This window comes from Achromobacter sp. D7-1 (assembly GCF_059760445.1).
The window spans coordinates 1-18,442 of the sequence record NZ_JCBAMT010000005.1; the positions used below are offsets into that span (position 1 = coordinate 1).

Genomic DNA, 18,442 nt, shown 5'->3' on the forward strand with positions numbered 1-18,442 from the left:
CTATAAGCCTCAGGCCAAGCCTCAGGCCAAGCCGCAAGCAAAGCGTCCGGCACGCAAGCGGCCGGACGCCACAGGGTCAGGCATTCGGGAAAACCGGCTCGCCCAAGTTCAGCATCAAGCGATTCGCCCAAGCAAAGATCGCATCCGAATGCAGCAGATCCAGGATCTCGCCTTCATTCAAGCCCGCATCCTTCAGGGCATGGATGCTGTCGGCGTTCACCGCGGCAGGCGCCTCGGTGATCTGGATCGAGAACTTGCCGATAGCCAGTTCCCGCGCCGTGGTGCCGGCGGTGGCGGGATCCTCGAACACCTGTGCAATGACCTCATTGCGCTTGGCCAGCTGCTCAAAGCGCTGGGCATGCACGGACGCGCAGTACACGCAGCCGTTGATGCGCGATACGTAGGTCGAACCCAGTTCGCGCTCCGCACGCGACAGTCCACCCGGCGCATACATGATGGCGTTGAACGCCGTGGAGCGCTGGCGCAGGATTTCCGGCTGATGCACCAGGAACAGGTAGTAGTCCGAGACCTTGGCCTTTGGGTGGCTTTCTTCCAGGACGGCGACTTGCTCGGGCGTGGCGGTTTCGACGTTGACGACGTCGAGCCAGGCCTTCCATTCCAGCGATTCGTTGGTGAAGCCGTGGGCCTTGATCACCGCGCCGGGCGCGGTGGCGGCGGTGTTGGCGGGGAAGGGCGCGGGCGGCTCGCTGGCGGCGCGCGCAGGGCCGGCTTCCAGGGCCTTCATGGCTTCCAGGCCGGCGACGAGGCGGACCTGGTAGGACAGGAAGGCGACAAGCTGGGACAGCGTGACCACGGCGGGCGTGGAGACGCCGGCGGCGGGTAGGGTCTTGAGCGCGGCTTCGTCGCCCTCGACGGGCTTCTCGATCAGCTTGCGCGTGAATTCCAGGATGGCGGCCAGGCGCGGGGTGGCGGCGTCGGACGGCTTACCGGATTCGGCGGCGGCGATGTCGGCCGGGGTGGCGCCGGCGTCGGTGAGGCGGGCGCGGTAGTGCGCGGCCAGCAGCGGCGACGGGGTGATGCGGGTGGCGTACAGCGCGACCAGCAGGCGCTCGGCCAGGGACAGGCCGGGCAGCGCGGGGTCGAACAGGGCGTCGTAGCTGCCTTGGGTGGCGGCGGCGACCTTCTCGCGGAAGTGGCGCACTTCGTAGGTCTTGGCGCCCGGGGCCAGGCCGATCAGGCGGTCGACGAGGTCGTCCGTGACGTTGTAGACGATGGGTTCAGCCATGCGGATCTCCTTGATGCTTTACTTGGCGGCGCGCGCTGCGACAGCGGCGTCCAGGAACTGCTTCACGCCTTCCCAGGATTCCTGGTCGGCGCGGGCGTTGTCCTTGGGGTTGCCGCCGCTGGTGCTGATCTTGCCGGACACGGGATGGGCGTAGACAAGCTGGGTGGTGGGCACGTAGGGGAACAGGATGGAGTGTCCGCCGTTCTCGTAGTCCAGCCACTCGACCGGGTAGGGGTGATTCACCTCGGCCAGCTTGTCCTGCACCATCTTGGAATAGATGCTGGACGGCCAGGAGCCGTCGTCGGTGCCGGACAGCAGCATGACGGGGCCCTGGATGTCTTCGACCTTGATGCGGGCGCGGGCCACGGCGTCGGGGTCTTGCAGGGCGGTGAGGATGGCTTTCTCGTGGCGGTGCGGCGAGGGGCCTTCGTCGAAGGGCGCCCAGGTCGCGGTGCGGTTGTTTTCCCAGACGTGGGGGATGGGCTTGCCGCCCAGCAGCCACGTGGGGCCTTCGCGGCCGATCTTGGGATCGCAGGCGTTCTGGCCGCTGTGGACCACGGCGCCGGGCACGTAGGCGACCACTGCCGAGACTTCCTCGGGGAAGGTGGCGCCCAGCAGCAACACCAGTTCGCCGCCGCGCGACTGGCCGCTGATGGCGACGAAGTCGTGCTTGGGGCTTACCTTCTTGCGCAGCCAGCGCAGGCCGGTCTGGAAGTATTCCAGCGGGGTGTTGGAGATGTAGTCCGACAGGCCCGGCGCCTTGAAGTAAGCCAGCGCGAAGGCGGCGTAGCCGCGGGACGCATACAGCGCCGCGCGCGGTTCGTTGATGCCGCCGCCGGAGCCGTTTAGGATCATGACGGCGGGGAACGGGCCGGGGCCAGGCGGCAGGTACAGGGTGCCGACCAGGCTTTCTTCGCGCACGTCCTGGCGGGTGACGCCGTCGGCCGCCAGGCGCTGGGTGAAGCTGGCCTGGGCCTGCGCGCCGGCGACGCGCGCCACCACGTCGGTGACCAGGGCATCGGTCACCGGGTGGTTGAAGTGTTCGCGGCTGGGCGAGTCCACGGGGGACTGCGACCAGATCAGGCCCATGGGCGCAACGCCTTCGTAGTCGCCGGACACGGGCGCGTCGCGACCCAGGTCGACCGTGCCGTCCGCGCCCGCCACAAAGGCGGCCTGGCTTTGCCAGAGCACGCCGTTGCGGCGGGTCAGGGCGGTGATCTCCACCGTCTGGCCGGGGGCGACGTGTTCGACCCGGATCTGGCGCGGCACGTCGATCAGGTCGACGGCCGGGGTGATGGTTAGGGTGGGCGTCATGGCTTACTTGCCCGATTCTTTCGTCACCATCATGGCGGCCGTGCGGTCGCTGGTCATGGGGGTGACCTTCAGGCCTTTCTTGGTGGCCCAGATGTTCTTGTAGTGGAACAGCGGGATGATGCCGACGTCGTCGTACACGATCTTGACGGAGTCGCGCAGGATGGCTTCACGCTTGGCCACGTCGAATTCCGAGGTGGATTGCTCCAGCGCGGCGTCGACCTTGGGGTTGCTGTAGCGGCCCCAGTTGGACGCGCCCAGGCCCTTCTTGGCGTCGGCGGTGGCCAGGATGTTGACCAGCGCGTAGCTGCCTTCGCCGGTGCCGTTGCCCCAGGCCAGCATGCTGACCGCGAATTCGTTCTTGTTGGCGCGGCCCGAGTACACGGCCCATGGCACGACTTCCACCTGGGTCTTGACGCCGGCGCGGGTCCAGAACTGCGCCACGGCCTGGGCGGTTTCCGGGCCTTGCGGGTAGCGGTCGTTGGGCACGTGCATGGTCAGCTTGAAGCCGTCCGGGTAGCCGGCTTCGGCCAGCAGCTTCTTGGCCTGGGCGACGTCGTTGGGGATGTCTTTGACGTCGGGGTTGTAGCCGATGGTGCCCTTGGGCATCCATTGGTTGGCTTCGGTGGCGGCGCCTTGCAGGATGCGGTCGGCGATGGCCTTGCGGTTGATGGCCAGGTTCAGCGCCTGGCGCACGCGCACGTCCAAGAGCGGGTTCTTGTCCAGCGGCTTGCCGTTGTTGTCGGTGATGTACTGGTTGGGCGCGGGGTTGAAGCTGGGCTGCAGCAGCATGACGCGCAGGCCGTCGTAGGGGTAGACCGACACGTTGGCGGCCTTTTGCAGCTTGGCCAGGTCCGACACCGAGACCTTGTCGATCACGTCCACGTCGCCTGCCAAGAGCGCGGCGGTGCGGGCGGCGGCGTTGTTGATGTAGCGGTAGTTGACCTTGTCCCAGATCTGCTTGTCACCCCAGTAGCCGTCGTTGCGTTCCATGATTACGCGGTCGCCGGGGGTGTAGGACACGAACTTGTAGGGGCCGGTGCCGACCATGGCCTTGCCCGAGTTGTAGTCCTCGGTGGTGGACTTTTCACCGACGTGCTTGCTGACCACGTGCACCGAGGCCAGGTTCAGCGGCAGGTCGGGGTTGGGGGCCTTGGTCGTGACGATGAGCGTCAGCGGGTCCTTGGCGGTCATCGTGTCGATGGTGCGCAGGTAGCCGGCATAGGTGGCCACGCTGCCCGGCACGGCGCGCGCGCGGGTGTAGGAGTAGATCAGGTCGTCGGCGGTGAAGGGCGTACCGTCCTGCCACTTGACGCCTTCGCGCAGCTTGAATTCCCAGGTCTTGTCGTCCAGCGGCTTCCAGCTGACGGCCAGGCCGGGCTGCAGCTTGTTCCACTTGTTCTCGATCAGCAGGTCCCAGAAGTGCAGGGCCACCGAGCGGTCGCCGGCGTGGTTGTTCAGCTGCGGGTCCAGGGACGACAGCGGGTCGGCGAAGCCGATGGACAGGTCGTCGGCGGTTGCGGCGGCAGAAGCGCCGAGGATGGCGGCGGTCAGGGTGGTGAGAATCAGGCGTTTCATGTTCGGAGTCCTTGGTATAGGGGGAACTAGCGGTTAATCCGGGAGCCGCGGCGCGGCGGCCGTGGTCACGCCATGTCGTTCAAGTGACAGGCGCTCAGGTGGTTGATGGCGATTCCCTTCAAGGTGGGAACCTCGGTCTTGCAGCGCGGCATCGCATGCGGGCAGCGCGGATGGAAATGGCAGCCGCCGGGCGGATTCAGCGGGCTGGGGATCTCGCCCTTGATCGCGGTAAAGGTCTTGTGGCGCGACTTCAGGCTGGGAATCTCGGCCAGCAGGGCTTGCGTGTACGGGTGGTTGGGGTGGCGGAAGACTTCTTCCACCGTGGCCGTTTCGACGACGCGGCCCAGGTACATGATCACGACGCGGTCGGACAGGTGTTCGACCACGCCCAGGTCATGGCTGATAAAGAGATAGGTCAAGCCCAGGTCTTCGCGCAGGTCCATGAACAGGTTCAGGATCTGCGCCTGGATCGACACGTCCAGCGCGGCCACGGCTTCGTCGCACACCAGCATGGTGGGCTGCACGGCCAGGGCGCGGGCGATGCCGATGCGCTGGCGCTGGCCGCCGCTGAACTGGTGCGGATAGCGCTGGCGCAGGGCCGGGTCCAGGCCGGCGCGTTCCAGCTGGGCGCTGACGTAGTCGTCGAAGTCGCCGTTGCCGACCAGGCCGTGGATGCGGGCCGCTTCGCCCACGATCTCGTCCACGCGCAGGCGCGGGTTGAGGCTGGCGTAGGGGTCCTGGAAGATCATCTGCACTTGCAGGCGCGCGGCGTGGGCCTGGGCCGAGTTCATGTCGGCCGGGCGCACGCCGTTGATGCGGATCTCGCCGCCGGAGGGCGTGAGCAGGCCCGCGGCGATGCGGCCCAGCGTGGACTTGCCGCAGCCGGATTCGCCGACCAGGCCGACCACTTCGCCGGGGTTGACGATCAGGTCGACGCTGTCGACGGCGCGGGTGATGGCGGGCGGCTTGGACAGGCCCAGGCGTTGCATGGCGCGCACTGCGGGACCGGTGGGGCGTTCGCCAAAGCGCTTGCTGACCTGGCTCAGGTCGATGAGCGGCGTTTGTTTGGAAACGGGGGCGGGCGCGTTCATGCCATCGCCTCGCTGGTCTGAATCGTGGGATGGAAGCAGCGCACTTTGTGTTCGGGCAAGGCCTGGGTGATGCCGGGCTGCTGGCCGCAGGCGGCGGTGGCGCGCGAGCAGCGCGCCGCGAAGGCACAGCCCGCGGGCAGGTTGAGCAGGTTGGGCGTCATGCCGGGAATCTGGCGCAGGCGTTGGCCGCGCCGGTTGTTGCTGGGCAGGCTGTCGATCAGGCCCACGGTGTAGGGGTGCTGCGGACGGTCCAGCACGTCGTCGACGGTGCCGTGTTCGACGATGCGGCCGGCGTACATCACCGCCACGTCATCGGCCAGGCCGGCCACCACCGACAGGTCATGGGTGATCCAGATCAGGCTGGTGCCGTGCTGCTGCGCAAGCTTCTGCACTTCGGACAGGATCTGCGCCTGGATGGTGACGTCCAGCGCGGTGGTGGGTTCGTCGGCGATGATCAGGTCGGGCCGGTGCAGCATCGCGATCGCGATGGCCACGCGCTGGCGCATGCCGCCGGACAGCTGATGCGGGTAGGCCAGCAGCCGCTCTTCGGGGCTGGGGATGCCCATCATGCCCAGCGTGTCGCGCGACAGGGCGCGGGCCTGGGCCGCGCTCATCTTGTTGTGGGCGCGCACGGTCTCGATCATTTGCGCGTCCACCCGCAGCACGGGGTTCAGCGTCATCATCGGATCCTGGAAGATCATGGCGATGCGGTTGCCCTGCAGCTTGCGCAGCTCGCGCGGCGCCAGCTTGGTCAGGTCGCGGCCCTGGAACAGCACCTCGCCGCCGACGATGCGGCCCGGGGCGTCGACCAGGCCCATGATGGAGAAGCCCGTGACGGACTTGCCCGAGCCGGACTCGCCGACCAGGCCCAGGATCTTGCCGCGTTCCAGCGTGAAGGACACGTCGTCCACGGCAGGCAGCACGCCCGCGCGGGTATGGAAGTGGGTGCGCAGATTGCGCACCTCCAGCGTCGGCGCGCCGGCGTTGTGGCGGTCGGCGCTCATTTGTGGGTCCTCGGGTTCAGCACGTCGCGCAGGCGGTCGCCCACCAGGTTGATGGCCACGATGGTGACCAAGAGCGCGATGCCGGGATAGAAGCTGATCCAGTATTCGCCGGACAGCATGGTCTGGAAGCCGTTGGAGATCAGCAGCCCCAGCGACGGTTCGGTCACGGGCACGCCCAGGCCCAGGAAGCTCAAGGTGGCTTCCAGCGTGATGGCGCGCGCGATCTGCAAGGTGCCGATGACGATCAGCGGCGGCAGGCAGTTGGGCAGGATGTGCTTCAACATGATGCGCCAGTTGGGGATGTCCAGGCAGCGGGCGGCTTCCACGTATTCGCGGCGGCGCTCGACCAGGGCCTGGCCGCGCGCGGTGCGGGCGTAGTAGGCCCATTCCAGGATCACCAGGGTCAGCACCACGTTGCCCACGCCCTTGCCCAGGTAGGCCAGGATCATCATGGCCACCAGGATGGACGGGAACGACAGGATCAGGTCGACCAGGCGCATGATGATCGCGTCGGTCTTGCCGCCGGCGTAGGCGGCCAAGAGCCCCAGCAGCGTGCCGATGATGCCGGCGATGACGGCCGAGCCCACGCCCACCATCAGGCTGATGCGCAGGCCATACAGGATGCCCGAGAGCAGGTCGCGGCCCTGGCCGTCGGTGCCCAGCCAGTAGTGGAAGGTGTCCAGGCCGTTCATGCTGCCCGGCGGCAGGCGCGCGTCCAGCACGTCGATCTGCAGCAGGTCATAGGGGTTCTGCGGCGCGATCCAGGGCGCCAGGATGGCGGCCAGGATCAGCAGCGTGGCAACGGTCAGGCCCAGCACGGCCGTCTTCGACGACATGAACTCGGCCAGGTTGCGCCGCCACGGCGATTCGCGGCGCAGCGCGGGAGTGGGGTTTGTCGATACGGCGCTCATGCCGAGGCCTCCAGCCGCACCCGCGGGTCCAGCACTTTATAAAGAATGTCCACGATCAGGTTCAGGGTGACGAACAGGCACACCACCACGATCAGGTAGGCCACGATGACGGGGCGGTCCAGCGCGTTCAGGCTGTCCAGGATCAGCTTGCCGGCGCCGGGCCAGGCGAAGATGCTTTCCGTGACCACGGCGAAGGCGATGGTGGAGCCAAGCTCCAGGCCCAGCACCGTCACCAGCGGAATCATGGTGTTGCGCAGCACGTGCACACAGACCACCCGCATGGGCGACAGGCCCTTGGCGCGCGCGAACTTCACGAAGTCCAGCGGCAGCACGTCGCGCACGCCGGCGCGGGTCAGGCGGATCACCAGGGATATCTTGAAGAGCGACAGGTTGAACGCCGGCAGGATCAGGTGGCGCCAGCCGTCGGCCGTCAGCCAGGACCATTGGAAGCCCAGAAATTCCACCGTCTCGCCGCGGCCGCTGGCCGGCAGCCAGCCCAGCGACACGCTGAAGGTCATGATCAGCATCAGCGCGATCCAGAACGTCGGCAGCGAGAAGCCGACGATGCTGCCCGCCATGATCATCTTGGCGAAACGGCTGTCCGGATACAGGCCCGCGTACAGGCCCAGCGGCAGGCCGACCACCACGGCCAGCATCATTGCGGCGATGGCCAGCTCGAAAGTCGCCGGCAGGCGCTGGATCACCAGTTCCACGGCGGGAATGTTGTAGACGAAGCTATTGCCCAGATTGCCGTGCAGGGCGCCGTTCAGGAACGCCAGGTATTGCTCCCACAGCGGCTTGTCCAGGCCGAGTTCGGCAATGATGCGGGCGCGGTCCACCTGGTCCACGTCCTGGCCGATCAGGATGTCCACCGGATTGCCGATGGCGTGCAGGCCCACGAAGACGATCAGCGTCATCAGGAAGACCACCACCGCGGCTTGCGCGATGCGGCGCAGCAACCAACCCGTCATTGCGCGGTCTCCGCTTGCGGAGCCGGGGCCGGCGTCCATTCGTCGCCGAACACTTCGGGCTCGGAGAACGCTTCCATATTGGCGTAGTGCGTCTCCACGTCCTCGCGGTAGAACAGGCCGGCGATGCCTTGCGCCAGGCGTTTGGCGCCTTCGCTGATGGCCGGGATGTCGCCCGAGATCGTGCCCTGCGTCAGCGCCGCGGGATAGGAGAAGCAATGCACGCGGTCCAGGCCGGGACAGGCGCCCGGGGTCTTTTCCTGTAGTTCAAACACGGCCCCCAGGTCGGGCGAATCATGCAGCTCCTGGTCTTCCTCGCCGGCCGGCGGCACGTAGCGGTCGCCCCAGGCGCGCACGTGCGGCGCCAGCGCGGCGAACTCCGGACGCACGGTCCAGTCGATGCGGAAACCGGTGGAGAAGATCAGGAAGTCCAGCACGAACACGCCCTTGGGCGTGGTCACGTGGATCTCGTCGCCCACCAGCGCCAGATCCTGCACGCCCGCGCCCAGGTTGAAGCGGGCGTTGGGGTGGCGCGAGACGCGCAGCGTGCTGCCGCGCGGCGGCGGCACCTGGGCGGCGTTGATGTAGTGGCGGATCTTCCACTTCCATTCGTCGGGCAGGGTCAGGTGGCCGTGAGTCAGGCCGGGGTTGCCCGCGCCTTTGCCCTTGTTGATGCGGGGGATGTCGTTGCGGCGGATCAGCAGGTCGACGCTGGCGGCGCCGGCTTCCAGCGCGGTGCCCGCGCTGTCCATGGCCGATGCGCCCGCGCCCACCACGCCGACGCGCTTGCCGGCCAAGGTGCCGTAGTCCATCACGTCGGACGAATGCGCCCAGCGGTTGCGCGGCAGCTTCTTCGAAAATTCAGGCACATAGGCACCGCCCAGACCGTCGCGGCCGGTGGCCAGCACCACGCGGCGCGCCAGCACCGTGCTGCGTCCGGCGGGAGATTCGATGTCCAGCTGCACCAGCTGGTCGGCGCGCGGCAGCACGGCCAGGATGCGGTGCTCGTTGCGCAGGTCCAGGTCCAGCGCGCGGCGGTACCAGCGCAGGTAATCCATCCATTGCAGGCGCGGGATCTTGTCCAGTGCTTCCCATTCTTCGGAGCCGAACTGCGCTTCGAACCAGGCGCGGAAGGTCAGCGCCGGCAGGCCCAGTGCGGGGCCGGTCAGCTGCTTGGGCGAACGCAAGGTTTCCATGCGGGCGGTGGTGGCCCAGGGGCCTTCATAGCCTTCGGGCGCCTGGTCGAAGATCGGGGCGTTGATGCCCAGATGCTTGAGCGAGGCGGCCGCGGCCAGGCCGGCCATGCCGCCGCCGATCACGGCCACGTCCAGCACCGGCTGGCCGTCGACGAGGCGGGGCGTCACCCAGTTCTTGGCGGGGATTTCCAGCCAGGACAGGTCTTGCCGCAAGCGCGCTTCCAGCGCGGCCAGGCCTTGCGGCGGGGTGGCTAGGGGCTGATTCATATTGAGGGTGATTCCGTAAGAGGGGCGTCGTCGCCATAGATCGACTGCAGCAGCGCCGAATGTTCGGCGGCGTCGTGCAGGGCGAAGCCGGGCAGCAGGGCCGCGGCGGCTTGGGCGAGCGCGTCGACCATGGCCTGGCAGGCTGGCGTCGGCGTTTGCGACTGCGGGGTGATGACCCCGAAGAAAAAGGGGATGTCCAGGTCGATGGGACGGATCGCCACGCCCGGCATGGGGGCGCCGTAGGCGGTGATCGGTTCCAGCACCGACACGCCCAGTCCGGCGCGCACGGCGGCCAGGGCGTTGACGGACGAATTGGTTTCCATGGTGCCCAGCGCCTGGGCGTTCTGCGCCAGAGCGGCGTCGAGGCGGCGGCGCAGGCGATAGGGATTGGCCATCGTGATCAAGCGGCGTCCAGCCAGCGCGGCTACCGGCACCACGGCTTGCTGGGCCAGCGGATCGTTTTCCGGCAACGCGACCACACAGGGGGCTTGCCCGATCCAGTGCACCGTCAGGCCGCGATGCTCCAGCGGCAGGCTGGTCGCGCCCAGTTGCGCGGCGCCTGACAGCACGGCGTGCACCACGCGTTCGGGCGAGGCGCTACGCAGTTGGATGCGCGCGGCGCCGATGCGGTCTTCGATGCGCTTGAGTGCGTCGGGCACCAGGCCTGCCGCCAGGGCGGACGTGGCGGCCATCAGCAGCGGCTGGGCCTGGCCGCGGGCGATTTCATCGGCGCGGCTGCGGATCTGCTGCATACCCGCCAACGCGCGCTCGACGTCGTCATACAGCAGGAAGCCCTGTTCGGTGGGCGTCACGCGCGGGCCGCTGCGCGCAAACAAGGGATAGCCGATCTCGGCTTCCAGTTCCTGCAACAACCGGCTGATCGCCGGCTGGGAGCGTCCCAACAGCCGGCCGGCAGCAGTGACGCTGCCCGTGGACATGACGGCCGCGAAGGCCTCGAGTTGACGAAGTTCCATCTGTATTGATCTATGCCAAGGACGAATTCTTGCCCGGCAAGTATGCGCTTTGCAAATAATTAAAGAGCATAAGTAAATTCCCTGATGGGGTTTTCCTCAGGGAATTTCATAACTTCCAGTTATTTCAATGGCTTATGGCGGGCAGGGTCCAGCCGTCGGTCTAAGGCCGGCTGAACGCCTGCGGGGCAGGGACAGTCGCGAATGCGGACGTCCCTCAGGGAAATCGTCAGGCCCGGGTGCGCAATGCGTCCGCAACCGAATCCAAGGAGTATCCGAGGTTCTGCAGGACTTTCGCCGTGGTGGTACGCGTGAACTCGTCGGACGCGGTCTTCATGAAGGCTGCGATCAATTCCGGATGCGCGCGGGCGTAGCCAGCGCCGAAAACCGCGTCGATCTGGGTTTCGGCTGTTCGCAGATAGCTTTCGGTGCGGCTCTGGGCAAGGGTGAACAGAGTGTCAAGGTTCGCTTCAATGAATTCGGGCATGAGAGGTCTCCAATGACAGCGGCAGGCAACTCCTAGGCTAGCACCAGCCCCCTGCGGCGGCTATCGATCATCGGAATTCCTGAACTCAAGAATACCCGCGCCCCTCGCGCCGGTAATACAGATAGCGCTCTATCTCCGCCTGTTCCACCGCCGGTTCCAACGAGCGCCATCTGACCACGTATCCGCGATGCGCAGGCGGCATCCAGCCCAATACGGAGTACATCGTGACTTCGGTCTGGCCAGTATTGAATTCAGTCTCGAAGAATCCCTGGCGACCCGGCGGCTCGCTGCCGCAAATCCAGCTGGAATCTGGCATGGCGCTCTCCCGTACGGCTTCAATCCTACGCGCCGGTCCGGGAAATGGCATACGTTCTAGCCCCGATGCGGGCCGCGCCTGCCTTGTGTTAGAAACGTGGATGGGGCTCTTGCGGCATGATTGCCGCGATCTTTGCGAACCTTTGCAGTTCGATTTGGCGGATGCCGGTAGTATTCGCCCATCGAACCTCAGGAGCCCGTCATGCATAGTCAGCAACCCGCGCCCGAGCCGAACAAGCGCCGTTGGCCTTTCGGCTACGGCGAAGAGGAATAGGGCGCTCGCGCTACCCGATGCGCGAAAAAATCATGACCAGGTCAAGGCCAACTCGGCGGCCACGCTGCGCGTAAGACTCAGCAGTGCTTGAGCGGCCGGGCTGAGCGTTTCGCCACCTCGGGTCAGCACTTCCAGGCTGCGGACGGCGCTTTGGTCGGCCAAAGGCACGATCGCCAATTTTGCGCTTGCGGTGACCGCCAGGGCGGGCAGGATGGTGACGCCAAAACCCTGTTCGACAAAGGTCAGCAAGGAGGTGGTGTTGCGCACCGTCAGCAGCGAGGCCTCCACCAATGCGGCGACTTCCGGGGAGTTGAACCGGGCGCACAAGCCGTTCGCAATGAACTCCGCGGCATCGATATCGCTCCAGCGCACGTTGCGGCGCAGTTTGGTCAGGCCATGTCCCGCTGGACACACCAGCACGAAACGGTCTTCGAACAGGGGCTCGGTCGCGATGCCGGGCAAGGGCGCCGGGAGCGTGGCAATGCCGAAATCGACCTCTCCGTCGGCCACCGCCTTGCCCACCGCAGCCGAGTCTATGTCTCGCAAATCCACCCGCACCTGCGGATACTGGCGGCGCATCGAGCCGATGACTTGCGGCAGCAGTTGGATGGCTGCGCTCGGCACGGCGGCCACCTTGGCTGTTCCGAGCGCGCCGCTGGCATAGCGGACCATATGGGCCACGGCCGAGTCGAATTCGGCAATGGCCCGCTGCGCTTGCGCGCGGACATAAAGCCCCAGCGGAGACAGGCGGATCTTGCGTTCGCCTTCGAACAACGGGCCGCCCAGCTCCGATTCCAGCTGCTTCAAGGTCATGGATAGCGCCGCCGGCGTGCGGCCGACCCGGTCGCCAGCCTGGGCCAGTTCGCCGGCGTCGACCACGGCCATGAACATGCGCAAATGCTCTAGTTTCATATTTAAGAAAAAATGAAATAAAACTAAGTTATTTTAGTTTGACTGAATTATTGCCGGAAATCTACAGTACCGCTCACTGCCAATCAAGGAAGCAAGCAATGAGCGCAAGCGCCTTACGCGTCGACGGGTTGCAATACAGCAACTGGTCCGAAAAAATATTCCGCCAACTGCGTGAAGGCGGCGTGGACGCGGTCCACGTCACCATCGCCTATCACGAGAACCTGCGCGAGATGATCCACAACATCGAACGCTGGAACCGGTGGTTCGAGCGCTTTCCGGAACTGATCGTGCAGGCGCGCAGCGGCGACGACGTCAGGCGCGCCCGCGAGTCCGGTCGCACCGCGATCATTTTCGGACTGCAGAACCCGTCGCCCATCGAAGACGACATCGGCCTGGTCGAAGTGGTGCACACGCTGGGCGTGCGCTTCATGCAGCTGACCTATAACAACCAGTCCCTGCTGGCTTCAGGCTGCTATGAAGCGGTCGACAGCGGCGTCACGCGCATGGGCCGCGAAGTGATCAAGGAAATGAACCGGGTCGGGCTGGTCATCGACATGAGCCACTCGGGCGAACGCTCCACGCTGGAAGCGATAGAACTGTCCGAGCGGCCCATCACCATCAGCCACGCCAATCCGCATACGTGGGCGCAGGCGCTGCGCAACAAGTCGGACACGGTGCTCAAGGCGCTGGCTGGCGCGGGCGGCATGTTCGGCTTTTCGCTGTATCCGCATCACCTCAAGAACAAGTCGGCCTGTACCTTGGACGACTTCTGCGCCATGGTGGCGCGCACCGCGGATCTGGTGGGGGTGGAGCATCTGGGCCTGGGTTCGGACCTGTGCCAGGACCAGCCGGATTCTGTGGTCCAGTGGATGCGCACGGGCCGCTATACCAAGAACATCGACTATGGCGAAGGCTCGGCCGCGCAGCCGGGGTTTCCGCCGCAGCCCGGCTGGTTCCAGGACAGCAGGGACTTCAAGAACATCGAGCAGGGCTTGCGCGCCACGGGGTTTTCAGCGGACGACGTGGCGCTATTGATGGGCGGCAACTGGATGCGCTTTTTCGACGCAAGCTTCGGCCCGCAAGCCACTACTACCCGCAATCCCTGACCAGACGCAACCTCGGAGCACTTACATGAAGAACGCCATTCGCATCCTTGCGTGCGCCACGCTGGCGCTGGGCGCCGTCTGCAACGCCAGCGCGCAGGACTTTCCCAATAAAAGCATACAGATCGTCGTGCCGTTTCCACCGGGCGGCGTGGCCGACCTGGTCGTGCGCACCGTCGCACAAAAGCTGGGCCAGGACGTCAAGCAGCCCGTGCTGGTGGTGAACAAGCCCGGCGCCAGCGGCATCATCGGGGCCGAGTTCGTGGCCCGCGCACCAGCGGACGGCTACACGCTGCTGTTGGCCAACCTGCCCATCATGTCGATCAACGAATTGCAGTACAGCAGCCTGCCGTATTCCGCCGCGCGGGACTTCGCGCCAGTGATCCTGTTGGCCGACCAGCCCTACATCATCGCCACCGGCAATGCCGTGCCGGCCAAGACGATGAAAGAGTTCATCGCCTATGCCAAGAGCAAGCCGGACACACTGACCTTCGGTTCGGCGTCCAGTTCCACCTTTTTGGCAGGCGAACTGTTCAAGCAGCGCGCCGGCATCCGCATGGCCCACATTCCCTACAAGGGCAGCGCGCCCGCCATCAACGATTTGCTGGGCGGACATATCAGCCTGATCCTGGATCCGGTGATTACCTTGCTGCCGCACGTCCAGGCCGGCAAGCTGCGCGCCCTGGCTGTCACGTCTTCCGAGCGGATAGATTCCGCGCCGGACATACCCAGCTACAAGGAAGTCGGCCTGGCGGACATGGACATCACGTCCTGGCAGGGCATCGTCGCTCCGGCCGGCACGCCCGAGGCGGTGGTGAAGAAGCTCAACCAGGACTTCAATCGCGCATTGCAGTCGCCCGAAGTGGCCTCGCGCCTGAAAGAGCAGGGCGTCAGCACCAAGGGCGGTTCGGCCCAGGCCTTCACCGATTTCGTCGCGGCCGAGAACAAGCGTTGGGCGACGCTGGCCAAGCAGGTCAATTTCCTGCCCGGCAGCCTCTGAGGAACGTCATGAGCGGAGCCGATGCGCGTTTGCAGGCCTTGGGGTTGGCCCTGCCAGAGCCCACGCCCACGCACTATGCCTATTTGCCGGCGTTGCGGCATGGCGGCACGGTGTATGTCGCCGGGCAGATTCCCAAGCTCAGCGCGGACCAGTTGCTGGTTCAAGGCGTTGTTGGTGAGCAAGTCGGCGAAGCGCAGGCGCGCGAGGCGGTGCGCCTGTGTGTATTGCATGCGCTGTCATGGGTTGCCCATCACGCGCAGGGCAGTCTGGATGCGGTGGATCAGATACTGCGCGTCAACTATTTCTTCCAGGTGGGGGAGCGCGCCAGCACCAAGCTGTCCGCCATCGCCGATACCGGATCGGAACTGCTGGTGGCGATTTTCGGGCGCCAGGGCGAGCATCCGCGTTCGGTCATCGGCGTGCGCGAGTTGCCGCGCAACGCGCCGGTGCTGGTCAGTATGGATGTGGCCCTGGCGGTTGCGGACGAGTCGCGAGGCCCGGCCCGCTGAAAAGGACCCGGTCCCGCGCCGCGCTGTTCAGTGCTTGGGCAGCACGAACTCTACCCGCCGGTTCTGCGCCCGTCCTTGCGGATTGTCCGCGCCATTGGCCAGCCGGTTCGACTGGATCGGCTGGGTATCGCCCAGTCCCTTGACAGTCAGACGAGCCTTGTCCACGCCGTGGCTTGCCAGCCATTGCGCCACCGCCTGCGCGCGGCGCAGGGACAGGTCCTTGTTGTAGGACGCCGATCCCTTGGAATCGGTATGGCCTTCGATGGCTACAGTGCCCGCCGAGCTGGCCTTGATCAGGCTGGCGATGTCCCGCAGCGTAGGCTCGGCGGCGGGACGGATGGCGGTCTTGTCGAAGTCGAACAGCACGTCGCCCAGCATGGCGACGGTCACGGCATTCTTGTCCTGCCGCACCGACAGGCCGTCGTGGCGCGCGGCCAGTCCGTCTATCTGCGCGTTCAGGTCCGAGATGCCGCCGCTGGCGTCGGAGGGCAGACCCTTCAAGTCCAGGATGGTGGCCTGCAGATCCAGGATCTCGGCCTTGTAGGGAGGCTCCTGCGCCATGGAGCCGCCGGCGGCGGCGAGCAACGCCGCGGCCAGCAGAGTTGACGAGCCCGGGTAGCCGGCCATGGCTAGCGGTCGGTGATCTTGATGGCGTCGAAGGTCTCGACGCTCGGTATCGTCAGCGAGACCTCTTTGATCTCCTTGGGCGGGGCGGGGAATTTCCCCTGCCAGGAGCCGGCGATCGGGGCGTCCTTCTCGGTCCTGATCATCAGTTTGGGATTGGTCAGCGGCTTGTCGTTGCTGTCTCTCAGCAGCAGGTGCTTCTTGTTGCCAGCCACGACGTAGAAGCTGTTTTCATAGTCGCTCTTGCTGATCTGCGGATAGAGCATCTCCGTCTTGCCCATGACGATGGGCTTGAACCGCACCTTGATCGACAGGATGTCGCCGCTGCGCACCGCTTCGACCACCTGGCCTTCGGCGACGCCGGAATCGGTCAGGCCGGTAGCCAGGGGCGCGGGGGCGTTCGCCTGGGCCTGGGCAAAGGCGGCTTGGCCAGCCGCCGCCAGGGTCACGAAGGCGCCCAGCGCACAGGCGGCGGCGGTCTTTCTGATAGGAATCACGATAAGCATCCTCTGTCGTTGAAAACCATTCAGGGCAGGGCATCCGGACCGGGACTCATACTTTTGGTCCCATCCAAAGTCCAACATGTGATGGTCCGACTTTCAGGCGCTTATTGCAGTTTGATGTTTTTCCAAGAAGTTACGGAATCTGGCCAGCACGAGCGTCATCCGCCGCGGTGCCCGTGATAGCGCGGAGCTGCGACGCTGCGCGTGTTTTCCTTGTGCTGGGATCCGACCAGGGCCTTGCGCCGGGCTTCCTCATGCTGATGGTCGGCGCGGGCCCGGTCCTTTTCCGCATGCGGCGGCGAGTGCGCGTCGGGCGAGCCGGAATCAGGCGTGGCCTGGGCCGGTTTGGGGTGGGGGGTGTTGGGCGTCATGGTGCGTACCTATGCAGGTGACGCGGCTTATGCCGCTATTCCACGTTACGCCTGGGGTGCCTGTATCTCAAGCGCCAATTGCGACAGACTCTTTCAGGGCCCTCCATCCTTATTTTTGAGCCGCGGGCGCCGCGCTAGCGGCAAAATAGTCATGCGCTGGTTTCCTAGACGTTCGTCTTTCAGGAGAGCCTCATGTGCGACTGTTCCTCTTGCGCAAATCCCCTGCATTTCAATCGCCGTCGCCTGCTGTTTGGAGCTGCTGCAATGGCAGCGGCCGGCGCCTCGGGCTGGCTGGGCGCTGCCCAGGCCGCCGTGCCCTCAAACGATATCGGTCCTGACGCGGCATTGAAACGCCTGATGGCCGGCAACGCCCGCTACGCCGCCAACAAGCCGAACATGCGGGATTTCTCCGCCGGACGTGCCGCCCGCGCCGTAAAGCAGAAGCCCATCGCCGCCATCCTGGGCTGTTCGGACTCGCGCGTGGCGCCCGAACTGGCTTTCGACCAAGGCCCGGGCGACCTGTTCATCGTGCGCGTGGCTGGCAACTTCGTGAACGAAGACGGCCTCGCCAGCCTGGAGTACGGCACGCTGGTGCTGCGCGCGCCGCTGATCCTGGTGCTGGGCCACGACAATTGCGGCGCGGTGGACGCGACCATCAAGGCGTGGAAGGACAAGACCGAGTTCCCGGGCCATCTGCCGGCGCTGGTGAACGCAATCAAGCCCGCCGTCGAACTCGCGAGCAAGTCGGGCGCCAAGGATCTGATGGCCGCGGCCGTGCAGGAGAATGTGCGCATGGCGGTCGATCGCCTGAAGAACGCGCAGCCGCTCTTGCAGGAGATGGTGCAGCAGAAAAAGCTGGGAGTGGTCGGCGGCGTGTATAGCCTGGCCACAGGCAAAGTGACGCTGGTCTGACGTAGCCGACGGGGTTGGCTGAACTACAGCGCCGGCCGGCCCCGGAACGGTGAGAATTGCTGAGCTTTAAACGTTTTTCCCTTCGTAACATCCGCTGAAAGGATATTGAAAGGGGAAGGGGCATGGGGGCGTGCAAAAAATGCGAGGCTATCGTAGCGGACCGGCGCGATGCGCCCGGACATGAGGACCTGATTAGCCTGGGCGTAGTGCGCTCGGCTGGGGAGACGCAGCGGGGCGTGCGGCAACTAGCGTTCACCTGCGCGGTGTGCGGCACGGATTGGGACTATCTCCACGACAAGCGCGACCCGGCATCGGGGTGGCGTCGCTGCGACGCCAATGCGGATGCGCAAATGGCCGAAGAGCCTCTGGCAAGAGCGGTGGGCGCGGTCTAGCGCGTGTTGTCGTCAGTCGGACTCCATGCCTGCGCGCCAGCTTGGCGGCAGACCAGCGCGCCTACATCTGCATTTTCTTCTTGCCCAGCAGCGTCAGCGCCAGGCTACGGCCGGTGCGCATGAACGGGTAGAGCGCCGTCGACAGGCAGGGATTGCGGAACACGGCCGCGTTGACGCTGTTGAACAGATCGTTGCCGGTGCTGATCAGCGCCAGCCGGTTGATGCAGTCGGCGCCCCAATAGTCCTGGCCATCCAAGTGCAACAGCATGCCCTGGTTCAGGTCGTAGCCTTGCGCCTTGTAGGCCACCGCCAGATCGGGATGGTCGCGCATGTTCAGCAGATCGATGGGGCCGACGGCCTTCTGCAATTGCAGCATCCGCACGTAGTTCGAGCAGAAAGGGCAGTCTCCGTCGTAGAGCAGGAAGTTCTTTGCGATGGCCATGACGCACCGTGTGGAAATGCGCAGGCGCGAAAAGCGCGCCCGCCGCTTATCTCCG

20 protein-coding genes are annotated in these 18,442 nt (G+C 65.7%); 4 read left to right on the forward strand and 16 right to left on the reverse strand.

What is annotated here, in order from left to right; genetic code table 11:
* Positions 1 to 76 precede the first annotated feature (76 nt).
* The 12 genes from AC6LKD_RS03585 to AC6LKD_RS03640 all read right to left on the reverse strand — a co-directional run bounded on the left by AC6LKD_RS03585 (position 77) and on the right by AC6LKD_RS03640 (position 12,531).
* Positions 77 to 1,246: a CMD domain protein gene (locus AC6LKD_RS03585; protein WP_498115110.1), complete on the reverse strand. Its 1,170-nt coding sequence runs from the start codon at positions 1,244 to 1,246 to the stop codon at positions 77 to 79.
* An 18-nt stretch (positions 1,247 to 1,264) separates the two neighbouring features.
* The gene (locus AC6LKD_RS03590; RefSeq protein ID WP_498115111.1) at positions 1,265 to 2,560 is read right to left on the reverse strand and encodes an acyl-CoA thioesterase/bile acid-CoA:amino acid N-acyltransferase family protein; all 1,296 of its coding nucleotides are present in this window, start codon (positions 2,558 to 2,560) and stop codon (positions 1,265 to 1,267) included.
* A 3-nt stretch (positions 2,561 to 2,563) separates the two neighbouring features.
* Complete coding sequence (locus tag AC6LKD_RS03595; protein WP_498115112.1) at positions 2,564 to 4,135, reverse strand: ABC transporter substrate-binding protein; 1,572 nt, start codon at positions 4,133 to 4,135, stop codon at positions 2,564 to 2,566.
* Positions 4,136 to 4,200: 65 nt separating this feature from the next.
* Complete coding sequence (locus AC6LKD_RS03600; protein ID WP_498115113.1) at positions 4,201 to 5,226, reverse strand: ABC transporter ATP-binding protein; 1,026 nt, start codon at positions 5,224 to 5,226, stop codon at positions 4,201 to 4,203.
* Positions 5,223 to 6,230, reverse strand: a complete 1,008-nt coding sequence (locus AC6LKD_RS03605) for an ABC transporter ATP-binding protein (RefSeq protein WP_498115114.1) — start codon at positions 6,228 to 6,230, stop codon at positions 5,223 to 5,225. Before AC6LKD_RS03605 ends, AC6LKD_RS03600 begins: the two co-directional genes overlap by 4 nt.
* The gene (locus tag AC6LKD_RS03610) at positions 6,227 to 7,141 is read right to left on the reverse strand and encodes an ABC transporter permease (protein WP_088141062.1); all 915 of its coding nucleotides are present in this window, start codon (positions 7,139 to 7,141) and stop codon (positions 6,227 to 6,229) included. The genes AC6LKD_RS03605 and AC6LKD_RS03610 overlap by 4 nt, the downstream gene beginning before the upstream one ends.
* A complete protein-coding gene (locus tag AC6LKD_RS03615; protein WP_054456315.1) occupies positions 7,138 to 8,112 on the reverse strand; it encodes an ABC transporter permease in 975 nt (324 codons plus the stop codon). The genes AC6LKD_RS03610 and AC6LKD_RS03615 overlap by 4 nt, the downstream gene beginning before the upstream one ends.
* Positions 8,109 to 9,572: a SidA/IucD/PvdA family monooxygenase gene (locus AC6LKD_RS03620; protein ID WP_498115115.1), complete on the reverse strand. Its 1,464-nt coding sequence runs from the start codon at positions 9,570 to 9,572 to the stop codon at positions 8,109 to 8,111. The genes AC6LKD_RS03615 and AC6LKD_RS03620 overlap by 4 nt, the downstream gene beginning before the upstream one ends.
* Complete coding sequence (locus AC6LKD_RS03625; protein ID WP_498115116.1) at positions 9,569 to 10,546, reverse strand: LysR family transcriptional regulator; 978 nt, start codon at positions 10,544 to 10,546, stop codon at positions 9,569 to 9,571. The genes AC6LKD_RS03620 and AC6LKD_RS03625 overlap by 4 nt, the downstream gene beginning before the upstream one ends.
* A gap of 226 nt (positions 10,547 to 10,772) precedes the next feature.
* Complete coding sequence (locus tag AC6LKD_RS03630) at positions 10,773 to 11,030, reverse strand: hypothetical protein (RefSeq protein WP_498115117.1); 258 nt, start codon at positions 11,028 to 11,030, stop codon at positions 10,773 to 10,775.
* Positions 11,031 to 11,115: 85 nt separating this feature from the next.
* On the reverse strand, positions 11,116 to 11,346 hold the full coding sequence (locus tag AC6LKD_RS03635) for a hypothetical protein (RefSeq protein ID WP_013394384.1): 231 nt from the start codon (positions 11,344 to 11,346) through the stop codon (positions 11,116 to 11,118).
* Between the two features lie 303 nt (positions 11,347 to 11,649).
* Positions 11,650 to 12,531, reverse strand: a complete 882-nt coding sequence (locus tag AC6LKD_RS03640; protein WP_498115118.1) for a LysR family transcriptional regulator — start codon at positions 12,529 to 12,531, stop codon at positions 11,650 to 11,652.
* Between the two features lie 98 nt (positions 12,532 to 12,629).
* Between AC6LKD_RS03640 and AC6LKD_RS03645 the strand changes: the two genes are divergently transcribed.
* Genes AC6LKD_RS03645 through AC6LKD_RS03655 form a run of 3 tightly spaced genes read left to right on the forward strand, consistent with a single transcriptional unit; the run spans position 12,630 to position 15,143 of the window.
* Positions 12,630 to 13,637 (forward strand): membrane dipeptidase, encoded by a 1,008-nt coding sequence (locus AC6LKD_RS03645; protein ID WP_498115119.1) that lies wholly within the window; start codon positions 12,630 to 12,632, stop codon positions 13,635 to 13,637.
* Positions 13,638 to 13,662: 25 nt separating this feature from the next.
* Positions 13,663 to 14,634: a Bug family tripartite tricarboxylate transporter substrate binding protein gene (locus AC6LKD_RS03650; RefSeq protein ID WP_498115120.1), complete on the forward strand. Its 972-nt coding sequence runs from the start codon at positions 13,663 to 13,665 to the stop codon at positions 14,632 to 14,634.
* Positions 14,635 to 14,642: 8 nt separating this feature from the next.
* The gene (locus tag AC6LKD_RS03655; RefSeq protein WP_498115121.1) at positions 14,643 to 15,143 is read left to right on the forward strand and encodes a RidA family protein; all 501 of its coding nucleotides are present in this window, start codon (positions 14,643 to 14,645) and stop codon (positions 15,141 to 15,143) included.
* A 27-nt stretch (positions 15,144 to 15,170) separates the two neighbouring features.
* Here AC6LKD_RS03655 and AC6LKD_RS03660 read toward each other — a convergent pair whose 3' ends face one another.
* From AC6LKD_RS03660 to AC6LKD_RS03670, 3 genes are all read right to left on the reverse strand, one after another.
* The gene (locus tag AC6LKD_RS03660) at positions 15,171 to 15,770 is read right to left on the reverse strand and encodes an OmpA family protein (protein WP_498115122.1); all 600 of its coding nucleotides are present in this window, start codon (positions 15,768 to 15,770) and stop codon (positions 15,171 to 15,173) included.
* A gap of 2 nt (positions 15,771 to 15,772) precedes the next feature.
* The gene (locus AC6LKD_RS03665; protein WP_498115123.1) at positions 15,773 to 16,264 is read right to left on the reverse strand and encodes a hypothetical protein; all 492 of its coding nucleotides are present in this window, start codon (positions 16,262 to 16,264) and stop codon (positions 15,773 to 15,775) included.
* A gap of 164 nt (positions 16,265 to 16,428) precedes the next feature.
* Positions 16,429 to 16,641 carry a hypothetical protein gene (locus AC6LKD_RS03670; protein WP_013394376.1) on the reverse strand — a complete coding sequence of 71 codons (213 nt, stop codon included), beginning with the start codon at positions 16,639 to 16,641 and terminating at the stop codon, positions 16,429 to 16,431.
* Between the two features lie 192 nt (positions 16,642 to 16,833).
* On the opposite strand from AC6LKD_RS03670, the gene AC6LKD_RS03675 reads away from it, so the two are divergent.
* Positions 16,834 to 17,553: a carbonic anhydrase gene (locus AC6LKD_RS03675; RefSeq protein ID WP_013394375.1), complete on the forward strand. Its 720-nt coding sequence runs from the start codon at positions 16,834 to 16,836 to the stop codon at positions 17,551 to 17,553.
* Positions 17,554 to 18,006: 453 nt separating this feature from the next.
* Here AC6LKD_RS03675 and AC6LKD_RS03680 read toward each other — a convergent pair whose 3' ends face one another.
* Positions 18,007 to 18,387 (reverse strand): DCC1-like thiol-disulfide oxidoreductase family protein, encoded by a 381-nt coding sequence (locus AC6LKD_RS03680; RefSeq protein WP_013394373.1) that lies wholly within the window; start codon positions 18,385 to 18,387, stop codon positions 18,007 to 18,009.
* Positions 18,388 to 18,442 lie beyond the last annotated feature (55 nt).

What these genes read in the sequence shown, in the direction of transcription:
- AC6LKD_RS03650 (WP_498115120.1), top strand. Translation starts at nt 13,663, where the DNA reads ATGAAGAACGCCATTCGCATCCTTGCGTGCGCCACGCTGGCGCTGGGC.
- AC6LKD_RS03615 (WP_054456315.1), bottom strand. Translation starts at nt 8,112, where the DNA reads ATGACGGGTTGGTTGCTGCGCCGCATCGCGCAAGCCGCGGTGGTGGTC.
- AC6LKD_RS03680 (WP_013394373.1), bottom strand. Translation starts at nt 18,387, where the DNA reads ATGGCCATCGCAAAGAACTTCCTGCTCTACGACGGAGACTGCCCTTTC.
- AC6LKD_RS03640 (WP_498115118.1), bottom strand. Translation starts at nt 12,531, where the DNA reads ATGAAACTAGAGCATTTGCGCATGTTCATGGCCGTGGTCGACGCCGGC.
- AC6LKD_RS03610 (WP_088141062.1), bottom strand. Translation starts at nt 7,141, where the DNA reads ATGAGCGCCGTATCGACAAACCCCACTCCCGCGCTGCGCCGCGAATCG.
- AC6LKD_RS03660 (WP_498115122.1), bottom strand. Translation starts at nt 15,770, where the DNA reads ATGGCCGGCTACCCGGGCTCGTCAACTCTGCTGGCCGCGGCGTTGCTC.
- AC6LKD_RS03630 (WP_498115117.1), bottom strand. Translation starts at nt 11,030, where the DNA reads ATGCCCGAATTCATTGAAGCGAACCTTGACACTCTGTTCACCCTTGCC.
- AC6LKD_RS03645 (WP_498115119.1), top strand. Translation starts at nt 12,630, where the DNA reads ATGAGCGCAAGCGCCTTACGCGTCGACGGGTTGCAATACAGCAACTGG.
- AC6LKD_RS03655 (WP_498115121.1), top strand. Translation starts at nt 14,643, where the DNA reads ATGAGCGGAGCCGATGCGCGTTTGCAGGCCTTGGGGTTGGCCCTGCCA.
- AC6LKD_RS03595 (WP_498115112.1), bottom strand. Translation starts at nt 4,135, where the DNA reads ATGAAACGCCTGATTCTCACCACCCTGACCGCCGCCATCCTCGGCGCT.
- AC6LKD_RS03625 (WP_498115116.1), bottom strand. Translation starts at nt 10,546, where the DNA reads ATGGAACTTCGTCAACTCGAGGCCTTCGCGGCCGTCATGTCCACGGGC.
- AC6LKD_RS03675 (WP_013394375.1), top strand. Translation starts at nt 16,834, where the DNA reads ATGTGCGACTGTTCCTCTTGCGCAAATCCCCTGCATTTCAATCGCCGT.
- AC6LKD_RS03585 (WP_498115110.1), bottom strand. Translation starts at nt 1,246, where the DNA reads ATGGCTGAACCCATCGTCTACAACGTCACGGACGACCTCGTCGACCGC.
- AC6LKD_RS03600 (WP_498115113.1), bottom strand. Translation starts at nt 5,226, where the DNA reads ATGAACGCGCCCGCCCCCGTTTCCAAACAAACGCCGCTCATCGACCTG.
- AC6LKD_RS03590 (WP_498115111.1), bottom strand. Translation starts at nt 2,560, where the DNA reads ATGACGCCCACCCTAACCATCACCCCGGCCGTCGACCTGATCGACGTG.
- AC6LKD_RS03670 (WP_013394376.1), bottom strand. Translation starts at nt 16,641, where the DNA reads ATGACGCCCAACACCCCCCACCCCAAACCGGCCCAGGCCACGCCTGAT.
- AC6LKD_RS03605 (WP_498115114.1), bottom strand. Translation starts at nt 6,230, where the DNA reads ATGAGCGCCGACCGCCACAACGCCGGCGCGCCGACGCTGGAGGTGCGC.
- AC6LKD_RS03620 (WP_498115115.1), bottom strand. Translation starts at nt 9,572, where the DNA reads ATGAATCAGCCCCTAGCCACCCCGCCGCAAGGCCTGGCCGCGCTGGAA.
- AC6LKD_RS03635 (WP_013394384.1), bottom strand. Translation starts at nt 11,346, where the DNA reads ATGCCAGATTCCAGCTGGATTTGCGGCAGCGAGCCGCCGGGTCGCCAG.